The sequence below is a fragment of the Yaniella halotolerans DSM 15476 genome (assembly GCF_000420805.1).
GTDB classification, from domain to species: Bacteria; Actinomycetota; Actinomycetes; order Actinomycetales; family Micrococcaceae; genus Yaniella; species Yaniella halotolerans.
Genome location: NZ_ATVQ01000001.1, coordinates 374,022 through 391,800, shown reverse-complemented (window position 1 = coordinate 391,800; position 17,779 = coordinate 374,022). Strand labels below are relative to the sequence as shown.

General features: G+C 56.1%; 18 protein-coding genes. 17 read left to right on the top strand and 1 reads right to left on the bottom strand.

Going from position 1 to position 17,779, the window contains the following annotated elements:
* The first annotated feature begins 10 nt into the window (after window positions 1–10).
* The 13 genes from G583_RS13655 to G583_RS13625 all read left to right on the top strand — a co-directional run bounded on the left by G583_RS13655 (window position 11) and on the right by G583_RS13625 (window position 12,577).
* Window positions 11–1,489: an MFS transporter gene (locus tag G583_RS13655; RefSeq protein ID WP_022869504.1), complete on the top strand. Its 1,479-nt coding sequence runs from the start codon at window positions 11–13 to the stop codon at window positions 1,487–1,489.
* A gap of 146 nt (window positions 1,490–1,635) precedes the next feature.
* Window positions 1,636–3,018 carry a thioester domain-containing protein gene (locus G583_RS16130; RefSeq protein ID WP_022869503.1) on the top strand — a complete coding sequence of 461 codons (1,383 nt, stop codon included), beginning with the start codon at window positions 1,636–1,638 and terminating at the stop codon, window positions 3,016–3,018.
* 266 nt (window positions 3,019–3,284) lie between these two features.
* Window positions 3,285–3,791: a MarR family winged helix-turn-helix transcriptional regulator gene (locus G583_RS13645; protein WP_022869502.1), complete on the top strand. Its 507-nt coding sequence runs from the start codon at window positions 3,285–3,287 to the stop codon at window positions 3,789–3,791.
* Window positions 3,792–4,188: 397 nt separating this feature from the next.
* The gene (gene rpmB, locus G583_RS0101890; RefSeq protein ID WP_022869501.1) at window positions 4,189–4,425 is read left to right on the top strand and encodes a 50S ribosomal protein L28; all 237 of its coding nucleotides are present in this window, start codon (window positions 4,189–4,191) and stop codon (window positions 4,423–4,425) included.
* Window positions 4,426–4,427: 2 nt separating this feature from the next.
* Complete coding sequence (gene rpmG / locus G583_RS0101885) at window positions 4,428–4,595, top strand: 50S ribosomal protein L33 (protein ID WP_022869500.1); 168 nt, start codon at window positions 4,428–4,430, stop codon at window positions 4,593–4,595.
* 3 nt (window positions 4,596–4,598) lie between these two features.
* Complete coding sequence (gene rpsN, locus G583_RS0101880; RefSeq protein WP_022869499.1) at window positions 4,599–4,904, top strand: 30S ribosomal protein S14; 306 nt, start codon at window positions 4,599–4,601, stop codon at window positions 4,902–4,904.
* A 181-nt stretch (window positions 4,905–5,085) separates the two neighbouring features.
* Window positions 5,086–6,591: a 3'-5' exonuclease family protein gene (locus G583_RS0101875; protein ID WP_022869498.1), complete on the top strand. Its 1,506-nt coding sequence runs from the start codon at window positions 5,086–5,088 to the stop codon at window positions 6,589–6,591.
* Window positions 6,592–6,882: 291 nt separating this feature from the next.
* A complete protein-coding gene (locus G583_RS0101870; RefSeq protein WP_022869497.1) occupies window positions 6,883–7,173 on the top strand; it encodes an HU family DNA-binding protein in 291 nt (96 codons plus the stop codon).
* 155 nt (window positions 7,174–7,328) lie between these two features.
* Window positions 7,329–7,994 (top strand): hypothetical protein, encoded by a 666-nt coding sequence (locus G583_RS16125; RefSeq protein ID WP_022869496.1) that lies wholly within the window; start codon window positions 7,329–7,331, stop codon window positions 7,992–7,994.
* A 72-nt stretch (window positions 7,995–8,066) separates the two neighbouring features.
* Entirely contained in the window at window positions 8,067–8,759 is a 693-nt protein-coding gene (locus tag G583_RS13635) for a copper resistance CopC family protein (protein WP_022869495.1), read from the top strand.
* An 87-nt stretch (window positions 8,760–8,846) separates the two neighbouring features.
* Complete coding sequence (locus G583_RS13630; protein WP_022869494.1) at window positions 8,847–10,961, top strand: cytochrome c oxidase assembly protein; 2,115 nt, start codon at window positions 8,847–8,849, stop codon at window positions 10,959–10,961.
* The gene (locus G583_RS0101850; protein WP_022869493.1) at window positions 10,945–11,742 is read left to right on the top strand and encodes a hypothetical protein; all 798 of its coding nucleotides are present in this window, start codon (window positions 10,945–10,947) and stop codon (window positions 11,740–11,742) included. The genes G583_RS13630 and G583_RS0101850 overlap by 17 nt, the downstream gene beginning before the upstream one ends.
* Before the next feature lie 22 nt (window positions 11,743–11,764).
* A complete protein-coding gene (locus G583_RS13625; protein ID WP_022869492.1) occupies window positions 11,765–12,577 on the top strand; it encodes a metallophosphoesterase family protein in 813 nt (270 codons plus the stop codon).
* Between the two features lie 47 nt (window positions 12,578–12,624).
* On the opposite strand, the gene G583_RS16120 is transcribed toward G583_RS13625, so the two are convergent.
* Complete coding sequence (locus G583_RS16120; RefSeq protein ID WP_245540590.1) at window positions 12,625–13,677, bottom strand: thermonuclease family protein; 1,053 nt, start codon at window positions 13,675–13,677, stop codon at window positions 12,625–12,627.
* A 274-nt stretch (window positions 13,678–13,951) separates the two neighbouring features.
* Here G583_RS16120 and G583_RS0101835 point away from each other — a divergent pair, with 274 nt between their 5' ends.
* From G583_RS0101835 to G583_RS0101820, 4 genes are all read left to right on the top strand, one after another.
* Complete coding sequence (locus G583_RS0101835) at window positions 13,952–14,596, top strand: endonuclease III domain-containing protein (protein ID WP_029629179.1); 645 nt, start codon at window positions 13,952–13,954, stop codon at window positions 14,594–14,596.
* Window positions 14,597–14,735: 139 nt separating this feature from the next.
* Window positions 14,736–16,247, top strand: a complete 1,512-nt coding sequence (locus G583_RS0101830) for a phytoene desaturase family protein (protein WP_022869489.1) — start codon at window positions 14,736–14,738, stop codon at window positions 16,245–16,247.
* A gap of 67 nt (window positions 16,248–16,314) precedes the next feature.
* Window positions 16,315–16,881, top strand: coding sequence for a hypothetical protein (locus G583_RS16115; protein WP_156832028.1), 567 nt, complete (start codon window positions 16,315–16,317; stop codon window positions 16,879–16,881).
* Window positions 16,878–17,777 (top strand): hypothetical protein, encoded by a 900-nt coding sequence (locus G583_RS0101820; RefSeq protein ID WP_022869487.1) that lies wholly within the window; start codon window positions 16,878–16,880, stop codon window positions 17,775–17,777. Before G583_RS16115 ends, G583_RS0101820 begins: the two co-directional genes overlap by 4 nt.
* Window positions 17,778–17,779 lie beyond the last annotated feature (2 nt).

The following is a 17,779-nucleotide window of genomic DNA, read 5'->3' as shown; positions in this document are numbered from 1 at the left end:
GCCTGGCTTGGTGACTGTCCAACACCTTGGTGCCGCGCGTTCCCCGTGGATCCCGTTTGCTGTAGCTGCTTCTGTAGCGGTTTTGACGATTCTTGACGTGGTCAAAGTTAACGTCGTGTTGACCCCGTTAGAAGAAACGCTTGATGCATCACCGACCCAAACCGGGTTGGTCGTGGCCGGCTATGTACTAGCTTTCGGCATTGCCCTGGTACCATCGGGTCGGCTTGGGGACCAGTGGAATCGTAAGGCCATGTTTATGATCGGACTGGTCACCTTCACCATCGCGTCGCTGGCTGCGGCACTTGCCCCAACGGCGACCTTCTTGGTGGTGACTCGCATACTCCAGGGGATAGCCGCGGGCATGCTGATGCCCCAGGTCCTGGGACTGGTTCAAACCCTGTTCCAAGGTCAAGCTCGTGGTCAGGCATTTGGTATCTTCGGTGCCGCAATTGGTTTAGGCACAGCCTTTGGTCCCACGATCGGCGGCCTGTTTCTGGGCAGCTTCGGATCAGAACTTGGTTGGCGCTGGACCTTCGGCATGAACGTTCCCCTTGCCCTGCTCATCATTCCGCTGGCCCTATGGCTCATCCCCGCGCCGCAGCCGGAGACCGGGGACGCCGATTTGGACCTCGTGGGCGTCACCCTCATGGCCACCGCCGTCTTGTTTGTGATGCTGCCTTTTGTCCTCACAACTGGTTCTGATGACCAACCTGCACGCTGGCTCTTCTTGCCACTCGGCATCATTGTCGCACTGGTCTTTGTCCGATGGGAAAACCGATATCGAGCCGCCGGCAAGAGTCCGGTACTGGATTTCACCTTGTTTTCTTATTCGTCTTACCGCAACGGCGTCATCATCACCACGCTGTGGTTTAGCGCTATGCCCGCGATGTTCTTGGTGATGACCCTGTTCAATCAGCAGGGCCTCGGCCATGACCCGGTCGCCGTCGGGCTGATTACCGTTCCGTTTGCCCTCATTTCAGCCATCGTTGCCGCTGTGACCGGTCGCTATACCTTCCGCCATGCCACAACTCTGGTCATCTGGGGTTTCGCCATTTTTATAGTCTCGCTCATCGGATTGGTGGCTATCTCAGTCTTCGTTCCTCCAGAACACAATCCTGTAGCGATGGCTATCGTTTTGGCCATCGCGGGCATCGGTCCCGGATTCATCATGTCGGCTAACCAAATGCGCACCCTGATCGAGGTCCCCATGCACCAGGGCGGAGTCGCGGGTTCCTTTCAACAGGTTGGCCAGCGACTCGGCAACGCCATCGGTATTGCTATCGGATCGGCAATTTTTTATGCCATGGTTGCCGCGGTGCCTCGCCAGGCAAGCGGTCTACCAGACCCCAACGACCCCGCATCTGTGGCTACTTACGCCGGGGCATTCCAGATGGCTATGGTCGTACTGATCCTGTTCTCACTGACTGCTCTGGTCTTCGCCAGTCTCGATCACCGCGCTCGCAAAAGACAACTCGCCGCACAGAGCTAAGGCACCAAGCCGGCCCGCACGGCGCAGCACCGCAGACGTTATCCACAGGTTCTTCGAGGTCCTGGTGTGTCGGAAACACGGTGTTCTTTAGTGTCGAACTCACGCAGATTGCACACGGCAATCGACATGAGTAGAAGGACACACCTTTGAGACACATTTTTCTGGCTTCTCTTGCAGCGGTATCACTTGGCGGTGCCGCACTGGCGGTTCCCGGTATTGCCGCTGCTGCCCCGGATAGTGATACCCTCGATGACCTCACCGCAGTGATGGGACCGGCAGAAGATTATCAACATGGACTGACCGTCAACGGCGTTTCGCCGACCCTGAGATCGGTCGTTGTTGATGGCGAAACGATTCTTGCCTACTGCATTGAATATTGGGTTCAAGCCGCAGATCCAGACCACCAATCCGCCGTGACCGGCTGGGACGAATTTACTGGAGACAATAACTTCAAAACCGACCCGCAAGTCCGGGAATATGTCGCCTGGATACTGCGCCATTCCCACCCAACCTTGAGCCATGACGAACTCGCAGCCACCACCGGTGCAACAGGGCTCACCGAGGCCGAGGCGGTCGCAGCGACACAGGCCGCGATCTGGCACTTCACCGATGATTTCGTCGCCGACGGCAACCTCACGGTCGACAGCGCAGCACACAGCAACCAGCCTGTTTCCGCAGCATCAGCGAGCAATGTTCAAACCGTATTCGATTATTTCACGGGACCAGAGAACACCGGTCTCAGTGAGCAGGAAGTCCAAGCGAGTGTCACGCTTGTTGAGACTGATGCCGAGGTAGAACCCGCCCAAACGATTCAAGACCAGGTGCAAGATGATGACCATATTTTGGGTCCTGTGGCTCTCAACGCTTCCACAGAAGAGGTTGATTTAGAGCTGACGTCGAGTAACGCGGCAGTCGAGATCGCAGATCTGACCATGTTGGATGCCGCAGGCGAAGAAATTGATACGGACCAGCCGGTTCATGCCGAGGAATTGTGGCTTCACGTTCCAGCAGACACGGAAACCGGGGGAGTGCAGATCACCGCCGAATCTACAGACTTTGGCTACACAGGACGTCTCATCACTCCTGAACCAGATGACCAACGGCGTTTCCAAACAATTGTGATGGTCGATGAAACCACACATCAGGCCACAACAGAGCTCGAGCTGAATTGGGAGAAAGCCGAGGTGGAGCCGCCACCTGAACCAGAGAGTCCACCGACCCCGTCTGAACCACCGGTGGAAGAGCCGCCAGCCGAAGAACCACCTGCAGAAGAACCTCCGGTTGAACAACCTCCTGCCGAAGATCCACCAGTTGAGATGACGGTAGAAGAGCCGAGCCGTATTGCAGAACCCACGCCTTCAACATCGCCCGAGGAAACACCTGCACAAGACACCCCGCCGGCAGCCGCACCAGAGGAACTTGCTAGGACCGGTGGTACCCAAACTCGCAATATCCTCGTGGCACTTGCAACGCTTGCCATCGGCGCTGCTCTCGTGGTGGCAAACCGCGTCAGACGCAAACACGTCTAACCTCCTGGGGCCCGCCAAAGGGGCGCATAATTCATAACCACGCGAACTAGTGCAGTGTAGTTGCTGCTTACGGTGCGATAGAGCCAGTGCATGCTCAGGTTGCAAAGGGTGATCCCCGGGGTGAACTTTTTAGTTTTCGTCGGGAAGTGGGAGATCAAATATTAACGTAAGCGGTGATTGATGATCAACGTTTGCGAGCCAAGCCGGAGCGGGCCAAAGTGACTCGAGCCTCTTCGACTCTGGCGATCAGGAAGAAGGAAACCATTATGGTGGAAATTGCACACGACACCGATCCACACGAATCACTCATGATGCCTTCCGGCTCACACGAAATGAACTTCTGGCATCGAGTGGTTGCCGTTTACATGGGGGTCCTGCCAGATCTTGAGCATGACTTACAAAAAGCTGGAAAGATTAGCTTCTTTGAATTTCAGGTATTAGATCATCTTTCAAATGAAACAGGCCACATGAGCATGACTCGACTGGCTACACGATGCAACTCATCATTGTCACGCTTGTCCCACGTAGCGCGCAAGCTCGAAGGACGAGGCCTGCTCATACGTCGGTTGTCGGAGCATGATAGACGAGTCACGGTCGCCCAAATAACTCCGGCCGGTCGAAAATTGATCACGAATTTGCGAGACGTCTATCATCGAGCAGTAGAAAGCCACATGCTTGAATCATTATCAGGTGAGGAACTGCGCCAAGCCATTGAGCTCATGGATCATATGCTGCGCCGCAATGAACCGGATCACTGGCTGTTTTCGGCATGAAATCTCCGAACACTCACGGCGAACCGTGTCCGTCGTAGGTCCTGAGCACTAAGCCATTGTTTCGGTTTGATTAAACGTTCCAGGCGGGCTAAAATATGAGTTTGTCGTCAGTACTATGCTCAATTCGGCCCGACCATGGCCGGAGGCAGCGACGGAGAGTGTACTGAAGATACGAAATTTTGGCTCTCTTTATTGCGCAAGCAACCAAAGAGACTCACCGTCTTCACCCTAGCGATGAAAAGGGCACTTCGGTTGGTTCTCACCCAGCCTGGTAATCCTTCGAGAAAGTCGCAGTAAGAGCGCGGTGTCACAACTGGTGGCGAAGTTGTCGTTGACTCCATCAGCGCAACAATATTTCGCCCGTCCTTTTACTACTGCTTACAACCGAGGAGTGATCATGGCAGCACATTGCCAGGTAACCGGAGCTGGACCGGGGACAGGCTATAAAGTCTCCCACTCGAACCGCCGTACCAAGCGTCGGTTTAACCCAAATATCCAAAAGAAGAACTACTTCGTCCCTTCACTGGGTCGCAAAGTAACGCTAAACGTATCTGCACGCGGCATCAAAGTCATTGATGCACGCGGTATCGATTCTGTCATTTCAGAACTCGTCGCTAAGGGAGTGAAGCTCTAAGAATGGCACGCGAAAAGGGCTTGCGCCCCATTATCAAAATGAAATCAACCGCCGGCACCGGTTTTACTTACGTGACCCGTAAGAACCGCCGTAACAACCCAGATCGTATTACCTTGAAGAAATACGACCCTGTAGCCCGCAAGCACGTTGATTTTCGAGAGGAGCGCTAAGCATTGGCTAAGAAATCTATGATCGCGAAAAACGAGAAGCGTAAAGAGATCGTTGCTCGTTACGATGAACACCGCAAAAAGCTGAAAGCACAGCTGATCAGCCCAGATGCTACTGACGAAGAGCGCGAAGAAGCACGCGTAGGTCTCCAGAAGATGCCACGCGACGCCTCTCCAGTACGTGTTCGCAACCGTGACTCCATTGACGGTCGTCCACGCGGTACCCTGCAGAAGTTCGGTATCTCCCGTGTTCGCCTCCGCGATATGGCCCACCGTGGCGAACTACCAGGTGTCACTAAGTCATCATGGTAACTCGCTGAGTTTTTGAAAAATCTGGCCGTCGGTTCGCCCGACGGCCAGATTTTTTATTTAAGGGCTAACTGTTGCGCACGAGGTTCCCGCCAGGACACCACAACATCACACAATGAATCGCACGGGACTGCTATACGATATCCTTGCCTTATCAAGCGCTAAGAGGGGAGGCATTGCAACAATGACAGTGTTGAGTTTTGTGGCACTTGAATTACAGACCACACACTTGGACCCCGCATCGGTCTCCCATGCTTCATACGTCAAACTCGTCAACGGTAACATCACCCTCGTGGACTCCTGGCCAGTCATCCCACCCACCACCGCTGGTGATGCAAGTAAAGAACCACCACGGCAAACCAAAACCTGGGGCCAAGCCCTATCGCAGCTGACCATGATGGTTGGCACGTTGCCGGTTGTGAGCTACTACCGCGATGCAGATAAAGAGGTTTTTCAAGCTGCCAGTCAACATAGCGGCGAAACCCCGCCGGAGTTTCGCTGGCTCGACTGCAGAGAACTTGCGAAAAAATACCTCCCGGATCTCCCAGAATTTCAACTCTCCACGGTATTGCAGGCCTTGGATCTTTTTGACGAATACAGCGACAGCAATTCAGTCGAACAAACCAGCCAGATCGTGATCGAACTAGCTCGCAGACACAACGTCAGCTCGGTCAAAGAATTGTGGGGAGAACTCTATGATCAGCCGGACAAACTCCTCGGTCTCGATGCAGGACTTGAAGGACTCAACTTCGCAGCCGTGCCTCCTGCCGTGCATGAAGAACCCACCGAAGAAGTAGCCGATGCACCTGTACCTGCTGAAGACACGGTAAATAACGATCCGGCTGACCCGGTTGAGACCGAGCATCAACCTGAACCAGTGGAAGCTGAAGAACGCCTCGACGAAACTGAGGTCTCCCGAGAAGAACGGATCGAAGACCCCGCACCACAGATCGAACCTGCATTGGTGCCTGCTGAAGATACTGAAATCCCCGAGGCTGCTCCCAATAGCGAAGTAGCCGAACCAACTAACAAGCACGAGGACGAGGCCACCCCAAAGCCCGACCACGATGGTGTTCCTGCTGTAACACCTGCAGCTATGCCCATACAGACGCAGCCGGAAGCTGAGTCAACAGAATCTCCCGGAAGCCCTGAAGACTCCGGTCCAACTGCTGATGCTGCACCAGCTGAAGAGCTTGAAGAAGAGCGCTCCTCGGAACCTTCACCGGCTGAGGCGGAAATTCAAAGGCAGCTCCTTACGGATGAACCATCAGACGAAAATGCTGAGGGTTCAACCGATGAACCGTTGCAACCAGCTGAACCTGAAAAGGAAATCGCCCCGGCCGAACCAGCGGTGACTCAGAGACGAACTGACGAGCGAACCGACATACCGACCTTTGAAGTCGGCGAGGTTGCCGAACATTCTACGACGGAACCTCAACAGCCCGAGACGGAATCTGAACAGCCCAAAAAATCCAGTGCAATACGTACCCTGGGGTTCTTTGGAGTGTTCGTTTTCGGATTGCTCACGGTTGTTGGAGTCGTGCTCACCGTGATGGCCACTATGCTCTTTTTTACTGATAACTCCCTCATGCTGGAGACTAAGATTGCAGGCGTCATACTCACCGGTGCCATTAGCATTCTGAGCCTGCTGATGACAGCCTTCAGCTTCAAGAGTTTTCGCGATAACTAGCCTGAATGACAGTCTTTCCTCAGCTCATAGGAAGACTTTTCCTGACACTTTCGCGAGCTGAAACCCGCCTATTTTCCTGGATTTTTACAACTGTGAGGGTCGCCCAGACCGGCGTCTTTGCTGGGAAGAAGCTGAACTTTGGCAGACTTTTCACCCAAAAAACGCTTATTTCCGCGAAATTCCGCAAAAATCGCCTTCAAAAGCGCCACAAATGGCGCCATTGGTGGTAGCTTTTCCCAAAGGAGCCCGGCGAACGTCGGGTTTAAGACAACCAAAAGTCCAGGAGGACATATGGCTATGAACCGCAGTGAACTTGTTGCAGCAGTCGCCGAAAAATCTGGCAATTCTGCCACCGCCGTTAACGGTGTGCTGGACGCCGTATTCGAGGTATTCTCCTCGCAGGTTTCAAAAGGCGAAAAAATCACCATCCCAGGCTGGTTCTCAGTAGAACGCACCAACCGTGCAGCTCGCACCGGTCGTAACCCACGTACCGGCGAAGCAATCGAAATCCCAGCCGGTCACGGTGTTAAGCTCTCCGCTGGTTCGAAGCTGAAGGCTGCCGCCACTGGCGAGAAAAAATAAGCTTTAGTTCCTTTAGAACTGAGACGCTCCGGAGATTCCGGGGCGTCTTTGTTGTTAACGGTGCTGGAGTATGTCTCGAATAAAAGATGCTTTAATGGAGCTGATTCATTTTCTGCACCGTTGAGCGCCGGTGCCGTGCTAAAGCAGGAGAGTACATGACGTCGGATAACGCTGTGTTCAGCAGCCGTGTATCCGGTGTTGCCCGCCTGCTTCGCGGTTGGACGGTTGCCGTTTTCGCGGTCTTGTTGGCTGCTGGCGGGCACCAGGCGGCGCATTCAATAATGCATGGTGCCGCCGATACCATCCCGTTTGAACTGCTCGGCTTTTCTGCAGCTATCACTGCCCCCATCGCGGTGGGACTCGCGGGAAGACGGATTTCAAAATGGTCGACGGCGACTACCACCGTCGTTGCCCAAATCGTATTTCACGCACTGTATTCGCTGCCGTATACCGGGGCACCAACGGTCCAGGACGCACACGCCCATCACGATCTCGCGGTGCTGACAGACAGTCATGCAGGGCACACAATGTCTGTGGCCGGTGCAGAGATGGTGCACGCCGCGGCTACTGCGGACATCGTTATGGTCGCGGCACATATTTTCGCCGCAGTCTTTACCACCGCGGTGATCGTGCGCGGAGAACAGTGCCTCGTGACGCTTGTTGGCTGGCTATTGCTGGCACCAACACGTTTGGTGCTAGCAACGCAACCTGTCAGTATTGCTCGTCCTAAACGTGTACCGAGCCTCTCCTGGAGCTGGCTCCCGCGACCGGTAGACATCTCCCAAGCTCGTTCAACCCGTGGCCCTCCTGTGTTCGTCTGATAGCGGCCTGCCTGCGGGAATGGCCCTCCCGCAACCCCGGAACGACCCAAGTGGAAACTTGGGGGAGGAAGAATGCAACAAAAAGTATTAACAAAATTTGGCATGCTGTTCGCCGGCATCTTCGCCGTTATGAGCCTTATGCTGGTGCCGCAACTGGCACATGCCCACGATGTCCTTACGGAATCAACACCAGAACGGGATTCAACCGTCGAAACGACGCCTACAGAAATTCGGTTGCAGTTCTCCGGTCAGCCTCTGGACGGACAAGGTCTGACGAATCTGATTCGTGTAACCGATGAACAGGGAAATCAGTGGCAAGACGGTGAAGTAGCGGTAGAAGGCTACGACCTAGCCATCCCAACTTGTGAAGGTATGCCAAAGGGTGACTACACCGTTGCTTACCGAGTGGTGTACTCAGATGGACATACCGGAGAAGAAAGCTTCAGCTTCACCAATGCGGATCCCAACGCCCCAGAAGAAGGCGCACCGCAAGATTGCGGTGAAGCAGTCGCCGGCGCTGAGGAAGAATCTGCGCCATCCGACGAAGAAAATGCATCAACCGATGACGAAGCCGTAGCATCAGAAGACGATACTCAGGCCCCAGGAGATGCCGACGAAACAGGCGATTCCGAGGCTGCAACCGCAATCCCAACCTGGGCTTGGGGTGCCGGAGGCGTCGGTCTTCTCGTAGTAGCTGGCATCGTGTTTCTTGTGATGCGCGGCCGCACCACTACTGGCGAAACTGAAGGCCCTGCGCAGGACTAGAGTTCTGCAGTATCTACCGCTACGAGCGCAGCCAGCTGAGGCTGTTCGCGGCGAAGCACTCTTCGTCGGATTGTCCAAGGAGCACCGTTGACAACGAAAACTGATACACCAACTACCACCGCACCGAGCTGGCTCTGGCCTGTCTCGGTCGTGACTGGCGTGGCATTTTTGATTGTCATCGGACTCCAATCGGGTGTCACCGGGGTCCAGGAGCTCTCCGACCCCGGTGCGCTCACCCGGTGGGCACTGCCCGCTACCAAGGTGATCCATAATATTGCCTGGTCGCTGACCTTTGGCGCCTTGATGTTTGCCGCGGTGATTTTGCCGCAGTGGACCAAAATGCCGCGCCGTGGACACGCCCCGCCCAGTGACGCCGTGGAACACCCGGCGTATGCTCGGACCATAAAAATCGCCAGTGTCTCAGCGATCATCTGGACGTTCAGTGCCCTTGCACAAATCGTCTTTACCTATTCGGATGTCGCGGGAATGCCCGTCAATGCTTCCGAAGGGTTTTCCGAAGGCATGCTCGACTACGTGCTGGCAATCGCCGTTGGTCGGGCATGGTTCTGGATGACGATCATCGCAGCTGTCGTCACCAGCGTCATTTTCGCACTCCGTACCCCAGTCGGTATGGCCTGGGGTGCGGTCCTAACACTGATCGGTGTGGTCCCGTTGGCACTGGTGGGTCACTCATCTTCGGGCGATGACCACTTTGCTGCCGTCAACTCGATTGGTCTGCACCTACTCGGTGTGCTGCTGTGGATCGGCGGGTTAGTGCTGCTAGCCCTGCTAGCGCCTAAGCTCACCGGAACCGCCCAACTCACATCACGGGCGAGAGCGAATAACACCCAACCACTGGTTTACACGGTGCTGACCAGGTATTCCGCCGTTGCAGGGGTTGCCATCGCGCTGATTGCCGCATCCGGAGTCGCAAATGCGGCCATCCGTATGGAGAACTTCAGTCACTTCTTTGCACCCTACGGCCAGATGGTTGTCCTGAAAGCCGTCTTGACTATCGCTCTAGGTCTTATCGGTCTGGCCCACCGGGTGCGTGTCATTCCTCGACTGAAAACCGGGACGACCCAGCCTCCAGTCGGTGCGCGCAAGACCCTATGGCAGTTGATCGCCGTGGAAGTTGTGATCATGGTGGGCGTCATGGTCACCGCAACGCTGCTGGGTAGTTCCGAACCTCCGAAACCCGAGGAGATCCCACCGGACGCCTCGCCGGCCCGGATTACCACCAAATATGAGTTGCCGCCCGAACTGACAGCGATCCGTTGGATCACCGAATGGCGTTTCAACTGGCTCTGGGTTGCCGTCGCCATCTTCTTGGCTGTCTGGTACATCCGGGCTATCCGAAAACTCTCCGCACGCGGTGATAAATGGCCGATCCGCCGAACTATCCTCTTCTTCATCGGTTTAGCAATTCTGGTGTGGGATACTTCCGCAGCACCGGCAATTTACGGGCTGGTGCTGTTCTCCGCGCACATGGTCAACCACATGATCCTGACCATGCTTATACCGATCTTCTTGGTACTCGGTGCACCAATTACTCTCGCTATGCGCAGCATGGCATCCCGTAAAGACGGTACCCGCGGCCCACGCGAGTACATGCTGGCCCTGCTGCACTCGAAATATTCAAAAGTCATTACCAACCCGATTTTTGCGGCGATGAACTTTGCCGGATCACTGGTGATTTTCTACTTCACCCCGGTCTTTGAGTTTGCGTTGCGCTACCACATCGGTCACGAGATGATGAATATTCACTTCTTGTTGACCGGCTTTATCTTCGCATCGGTCATGATTGGTATCGACCCACTACCCAATAGGCCAAGTTATCCACTGCGGCTGGTCGTGTTGTTAGCGACCATGGTGTTCCACGCATTCATCGCTGTGTCCCTCACGGGCTCCGAATCACTGCTGATGTCCGAATGGTTCTCAGCCATCGGCCGCGACTGGGGTGCCTCTGCTATCGAAGACCAACAAATCGGTGGGCTGATCATGTGGGGGACCGGTGAATTCCCAACGGTGGGGATGGCCATGATGGTGCTGTTCCGCTGGCGCCAAGATGATATGCAACAAGCTAAACGCCGTGACGATCGCGTCGACCGACTCGGGGATAGCGACCTCGACGATTTGAATGAATACTATGCCCGCATGGCCGTAGCCAACGAGGAGATCAACCATGACCCTAAACGGTAAACTCACCAAGATGTTTGCGACCATTTCGGTGGCTGCGCTCGGGCTGACCGCGTGTGCTTCGGACGAGGAGCAGAACCAGGAGTCCGGGCAGGGACACCAGCTTGAGACGCTCCTAGCCACGGATGCAAGATCAGATCAGCGTGCCGCGGGCGCCGGCGCAAATATGGCCATGGAGTTGGGCTTTGACCAAGTCCAACCAGCCACCGACGAGGCACTGGGCGCGGTCCGTGAGAGTGCAGAAGAGCGCGCGGGTAGCGCTGAAGAGATGACCGTTAATCCGCAGTCCTGTGCCAGCCCCATCGAAGCGTTAGATTGGTCGCCCATCTTGGCGTCATCAGATTCGATGACCAGGGTCGACTTTGGACGAGAAAACTTCTCAGGTGTCGGCAGCATTGAGGTTGCCGGGATCAGTGAAGATGCCGGCGGCGAACCAGAGGCTGCGGACCAAGTTGCCGCACACCAGCAAGCCGTCGAAGAAATTACGACCACCTGTAATGATTTGACGATGATGCTTGCTGACGATTCGGAACCAGAGTGGGCCGAACTCGAATACACCTTCACAGCAGAGCCGATTGAAACCGAGTCCGGCTCCGGGCTGCTGTGGGAGCGTTACCCAACCGAAGGCGAAGGCGGACAGTCGACCACCGCGCTCACTGTCATGACTGACCACGAGGGTCATGTCATTATGGTCGCCTTCATCGGCAGTGGAGAAATCGCTGACGACGAGTTCCAAGACATCTCAGAAGCGATCCTCGCATCGGCAGTGGGACAGCTCGAATAAAAGGGCCGTTAGTATTAATCCCATGACCACAGTCTCTCCTACACTCCGCCTCATTCAGCTTTCTGATCTGCACCTGGTAGAAGAGGGCAAGCTCCTTCGAAAAGTGCTTGATACTCCAACGCGCATGCGGGAAACCCTGGATCAGATTCTGAAATTTAACCCGGCCGCTGTCATCCTGTCTGGCGACATCGGTCAGCGAAATCATCACGTCCATGATGACGCCGCTGCATACTTCGGTCACTTTCAAGACCAATTAGGCATTCCGTTTATTGCTGTCGGCGGTAACCACGATCCCATTGATTCAGTGGGCACAGCGTTTAACCCGGCAAAGACCGCTGCTGGCCCTGAACTCGGGGATACCGTGCACGACGTCCAGGGGCTACGCATCATAGGATTGGACTCTCACGGTGTAGGGCGGCACCACGGACACCTGACGGTGGAACAACTCAGCTGGCTTGACAAGGTGCTGGCAGAACCTGCTGAGCACGGCACACTAGTGGTCACACACCACCCGCCGATCCCTTCGACGACGCTTTCGCAACGCGGCTCAGGCTTGCAAAACGCCGATGAGCTCTACGAGATCATCAAGTCCAGCGATGTGCGAGCGATCCTGACCGGTCACTATCACCACCAGATCGCCGGCACGCTCGGTCACATTCCGGTGTGGGTATCTGGTGCAGCGTCCTACAACTTTGATCTGTTGGCCGAAGACATCACGCTGACGGGCATGGGGGACGGGTGGGCAACCGTCGTCGATGTGTATGACGAGACCGTGACCTTCTCGTCGTTGATTATCACTCCGCGGGAGAAAGTGTTCTCCAAATCCGTCGGCTAGCGACTGGGGCCGGAATGCTTCTGTCTGACCCTTCCGGCTTATGAGAGCTAGCTACATTTGCGGAACGTCTTGCCGCCTGGCATCCCGTACCGTAGGCCGGTGTAGCCACCATCATTTGCATAAGAGATTTCGGGACCATACGGCACGCACGATGATTTTTTATTAGGCGTTTTCGTGGGTTTCGGTTCTGGAGCAGGAGCCGGAGGAGGGGCCGGCGTCCGAGTCTGGGGAGTACTAGGCCTTTGGGCTGGTGGTACCGGCTGCTGGGGTGCCTGATTTTGTGTAGGCCGAGGAGCTGGTGCCGGTTGCGGTGAAACAGGTTTAGGCGTTTGCTGCTCTTGCTGCTGCGCTTGTTCTTCAGCCTCGGCTTCAGCGCGTGCTTTCTCCGCTTTTTCTTTCTTGATACGTTCCTGTTCGGCTTCCCAATCCTCGAGCGCTGATTCGAGATCAGTTACTCGACGCTGGCTTTTGGCTACAGCGCGTGCTGCATCAGCTTGAAGGTTTGAAAGCGTGCTGGCGAAAGTCTGAGTATCATAGATTGCCAGACCTGCTGAAGCTAATTGTCCACTCTCCAAGGTCTCGGCCAGGGAATCGATTTGTTCGCTGATACTCGTGGCTTCTTCGACAGCTGCTGTAGGATCTGCGTCATCTGGCACGCTTGGTAGCTGGTCGACGAGACCTTCCAGTGTTTGTTGCTGAGCCGCTATGGTGCAGTCGATGTCTTCATCGAATAGGCCCTTTTGCGCTGACTTTGCATTCGAGTGTGCGGCATCAACTTGAGAACGGAATGTATCGTTTTTCCCATAGGTCTTGGGAATACCGAGGCCCTCAGATGCGAGTTCGGCATTGATTAGTGAACCGTCTGCGTATACGGCGGCCAGAGTCCTTCCGTAACGGTCGTATTTCTCATGATCGAATTCCAGCTCTAACTCTGTCCCAGCGGGTAACCGTTCGGTAAGCCACTGTGTTGCTTCGGCACCGAGACATTGGTCTTGTTTGCTTGGATGGCTGGTTTCTGGAGCATCAACGTTGAGGAGTCGAATCGTTTCTTCTTCACCGTTGATTTCAACGACAAGTGTGTCCCCATCGACTACTCTCATCACTGTCGAAGCCTCGGCACGTGGAGTCAGCCAAAGACTCAGGAGAAGCACCGCGAGCGCGGCACCAAAAATACTTATGACGCGACTTTTTCGCACCGGAAGACCTCAACCTTTAAGACAACGAACACCGTGTTTGGTATTTCATAAAAACAACAGAGTAGGGCACATCATGTTTATTCGGTGTGCTCATCCAGAGTACGGTAGAAACGGGTCCGCTGAGGTTTAGAATACGTATTTGACAGTATGGAGCTGTCTGAGGGGAACGTTTTTGTCCATGAGTATGTCGTTTCGTCAGCTCTACGAATTGCTCGATGCACATGTTGAGCCGGGCACATGGTGGCCAGCCGACACTGACTTTGAGATCGGTGTCGGCGCAATCCTGACCCAAAACACCGCGTGGATCAACGTGGAACAAGCGACCCGCGCGCTACAAAGGTCAGACCAGCTCTGCGCCGAAGCGATCGCTCGCATTGATGTAGACGAGCTGAAAAACCTGATCCGGCCCGCGGGGTTTATGAATGCCAAAGCTGCTTACCTGAAAAACTTTGCCACGTGGTTTCTTACCAACCATGAAACCGCCCATCTGATAGCAACTCAGACACTGCGCGCGGAGCTCACGTCGATCAAAGGCGTTGGTCCAGAAACCGCTGACGATATGTTGCTCTACACCTACGACCGTCCCGTGTTTATCTGGGATACCTATGCTCGCAGAATGTTAGCCGCCGCAGGCCATGAGCCACCCAAAGGGTATGAACCAACCAGGCGAGCCTTATCGTCCCGTGTCGTAGACGCCAAATTCACCGTATCTGAGCTCCAACGATTTCACGGTCTGATCGTGGAGGCCGGCAAACGTGCAACGGCAGTGGGTGGCTGGGCTACATACTGGGACCAGCTACAAACACCCGGTAAAAGCCGTTGAAGATTGCCGACGTCGTCATTCTCATCGCCTTCTCATCAGGAGCTCATAGTGTTCTCATGTGTCTGGCCGACGATAGAAACACCAGCACGTGATGGGTGCCCCGTAACCTGATGGTGTCGCACTACAAAAGGAAACCGATATGCCGATCCACTCGCGTTCCAGCAACCACGGCCGTCGTGCCATTGTGGTCGGGTCCGGTCCCAACGGGCTCACCTCCGCTGCATTACTCGCCCGAGCAGGGTGGCAGGTCGACGTATATGAACGCAATGCGCATCCCGGTGGCGCTGCAGCATCTGCGGATACCCTTGGTCTCGGCACGGTCGTTGATCTCGGCGCGGCCGGGCATCCGTTTGGTGTCGCAAGTCCGGTGTTTCGTAACCTGGACCTGACCTCGCATGGGCTGGAATGGGTCCACCCCGAGGTCCCGATGGCCCACCCATTACCGCACGGTGAAGCCGCCGTATTGCATCGGGATGTTGAAATGACGGCGCAGGGTCTGGGGCCAGACGCTGCTCGGTGGCGTAGTATTCACGGTCATGTCATCGAACATATTGACGAGCATCTCCGTAACCTGTTGGGCCCCATGTTGCGAGTTCCTCCGCACCCGCTACGTATGGCACGCTTCGGACCGGTCGCTGCAGCACCCGCGTCCTGGGTCGTGAACTCAGCTTTTTCCACTGAAGCCGCGCGTGCACTCTTTTTGGGTTCCGCAGCCCACGCGATCGTTCCTTTGACCATGCCCTTCACCGGTGCCTTTGGTCTATTGTTCGGGGCGCTGGGTATGAGCCGGGGTTGGCCCGTGGTCCGCGGTGGTACCGGACAACTGGTGGAGGCTTTGCTTTCTGTTTTACGTGCGCACGGCGGACAGGTGCATCTGAACCAGGAGGTGACCAGCCTGGCCGATTTGCCGACGGCCGACGCTATCATCCTCAATCTCACCCCGGCACAAGTCGTCCGGCTCACCGACACCGCCGATGACGCCGGGTCACAGCTTTCACGCCCAACTCGACGACGTCTAAACAACTGGCGCTACGGCACCGCAGCCTTCAAAGTCGATTTTCTCCTCGACGGTCCGATCCCCTGGACTAATCCTGCCGTCGCAGGGGCCGGAACTGTCCACGTGGTGGGCGGCAGCCGAGAATTGATCCGGGCAGAGGCCGACGTCGCCGCCGGACGCCTCCCGCGCTATCCATTCGTCATGGTCTGTCAACAACATGCAGCTGATCCCACCCGAGCCACTGGTGCCGCGGCTGGCAAAACCGTGGTGTGGACGTATGCGCATGTGCCCCACGGCTATCGGGAATCCAGGCCAGGGGAAATCGCGGGATTGATCATGAACCAAATCGAACGTTTTGCACCGGGATTCCAACAACGAGTGCTCAAGCAGGTTGAAACCTCCCCGGCAGACTTAGCAGCCTGGAATCCCAATCTCATCGGGGGTGATGTCGCCGGGGGTGCCATGACCGGAAGCCAAGCACTGCTTCGACCCGGGCTGACCTTTGGCCCCTACCGCATCCCACAATCGCGTGGTTCGGCGAACCATACAGCCCGGTTGTATATGGCCTCGTCGTCCACCCCGCCCGGTGCTGGGGTGCACGGCATGCCCGGAGCGTGGGCGGCGCAGGCGGTTACTCAAGACTTCACCGACTGACCCATCGACGGAAGGCCACATGTTCATCTCTCACTCACACTGTTCTGCACCAAAACCTGATACTGCCGTGCCTGTTACTCCACGAGATCTCTGGGCGCTTGCTGGCTATGTGGCTTTTGCCGGGGTGCTCCTTGCCCCTTTGCGTCACTACGTCGGTACCCCGAAACAGGTCCGGCGCGCCAAATTCAAACGGGACTCTTTCCCACTGTCGACCTATCCGATGTTCTCGACCGATCGCAAAGGGCGCATCATCGTTCCCCACGTGGTCGGGATCACCGCCGACGGTGAACGGATCTGCTTGCACCACCGGCACTACGGGGCCGGCGGAGTCAACCAGGTTCGGAAACAGGTCGCCCGGGGAGTCCGCCGTGGTCACGCCGCAGCCATCGCACAACGCTATGCCGATTCGTTAGCCGCAGAACATCGACAGGGGCGGTTGAACGGATCGTCTCCGGGAGCTATCCGACGTCGTCGTGAAGCCGCCGTGGTTGAAGTATTGGTGGTGCGCAGCCGCTTTATCTTTGATGACTACTTTGCCACTGGCGAGCAGCCGAGTCTGCCCAAAGAGGAAACCGTACGCGCTCGCTGTGTGGTGGGCGGATTCGCTGAACGTGTAGAGGAACCAACAAAATGAAACCACGAGATACCTCCAGCTTGCTCTACCGGGTAGCCCAGAGACTTCGTCCTGCTGCACAACCGGTGCGCCCGGCAGCGTTGCGATTGACGACCGGTGCTTTCACGATCTGGAATAACCTGCGTCGTCGGTCGATGTTCCATAAACTCAACCGTCAAGATGCATCACAGTTTGCTCCGGTTGGCCCGGTCCGTGTGTTGCGTCGGCCGTTGCCGCCGAACGTTGCAAACGCTGTGTACGATGCCGCCCAGGTCACCAATATTGTTGCGACGCTCGGTATCGCCCACCGCGTCAGCGGCCCCGTGAATGCTGCGTTGCAGCTCTGGACGCTGAGCTATCGGAACTCGTGGGGAATGATTCTGCACAATGACAACATGGCATTGATGCACCAGCTGGTGTTGGGCGTGACACATAGTGCGGATGCCCTATCCGTTGATGCGATCGTCCGGGATAAAACGTTGACCCCGCAACGCTTTGACCGAGAATACGGTGGGATTCCGACGGCCATGAACATTGCGACCTGTGCGGTCTATGTTATCTCCGGGGTGGCAAAAGTGCGGAGTCCCCAGGGGTGGCAGTGGGCCGCCGGGAACACGCTGCGCGACCAAATCGCAGCAGATGCGGTGCGAAAAGAAGTCTTCGGGACCCAAGCCCCAGAAGCGGCTCGGCGCCTGTATAACGCTCGCGGTCTCTTTACCCTGGCGGGGGTGGGAGCGCTGGTCGTTGAGCTTGGCGCGCCGCTGTCATTGGTGAACCGGCGCTGGGGTCAGGTCTTTTCCGTTGCGGCCTGGAGTATGCACTTAGGCATCCGGTACATCATGGGCATCAAGTTTCCCTACAACACGTCCGGGGTATCGTATGTCCCGTATTTTCCGGTTGGGTCACAACTTCGCTGAGA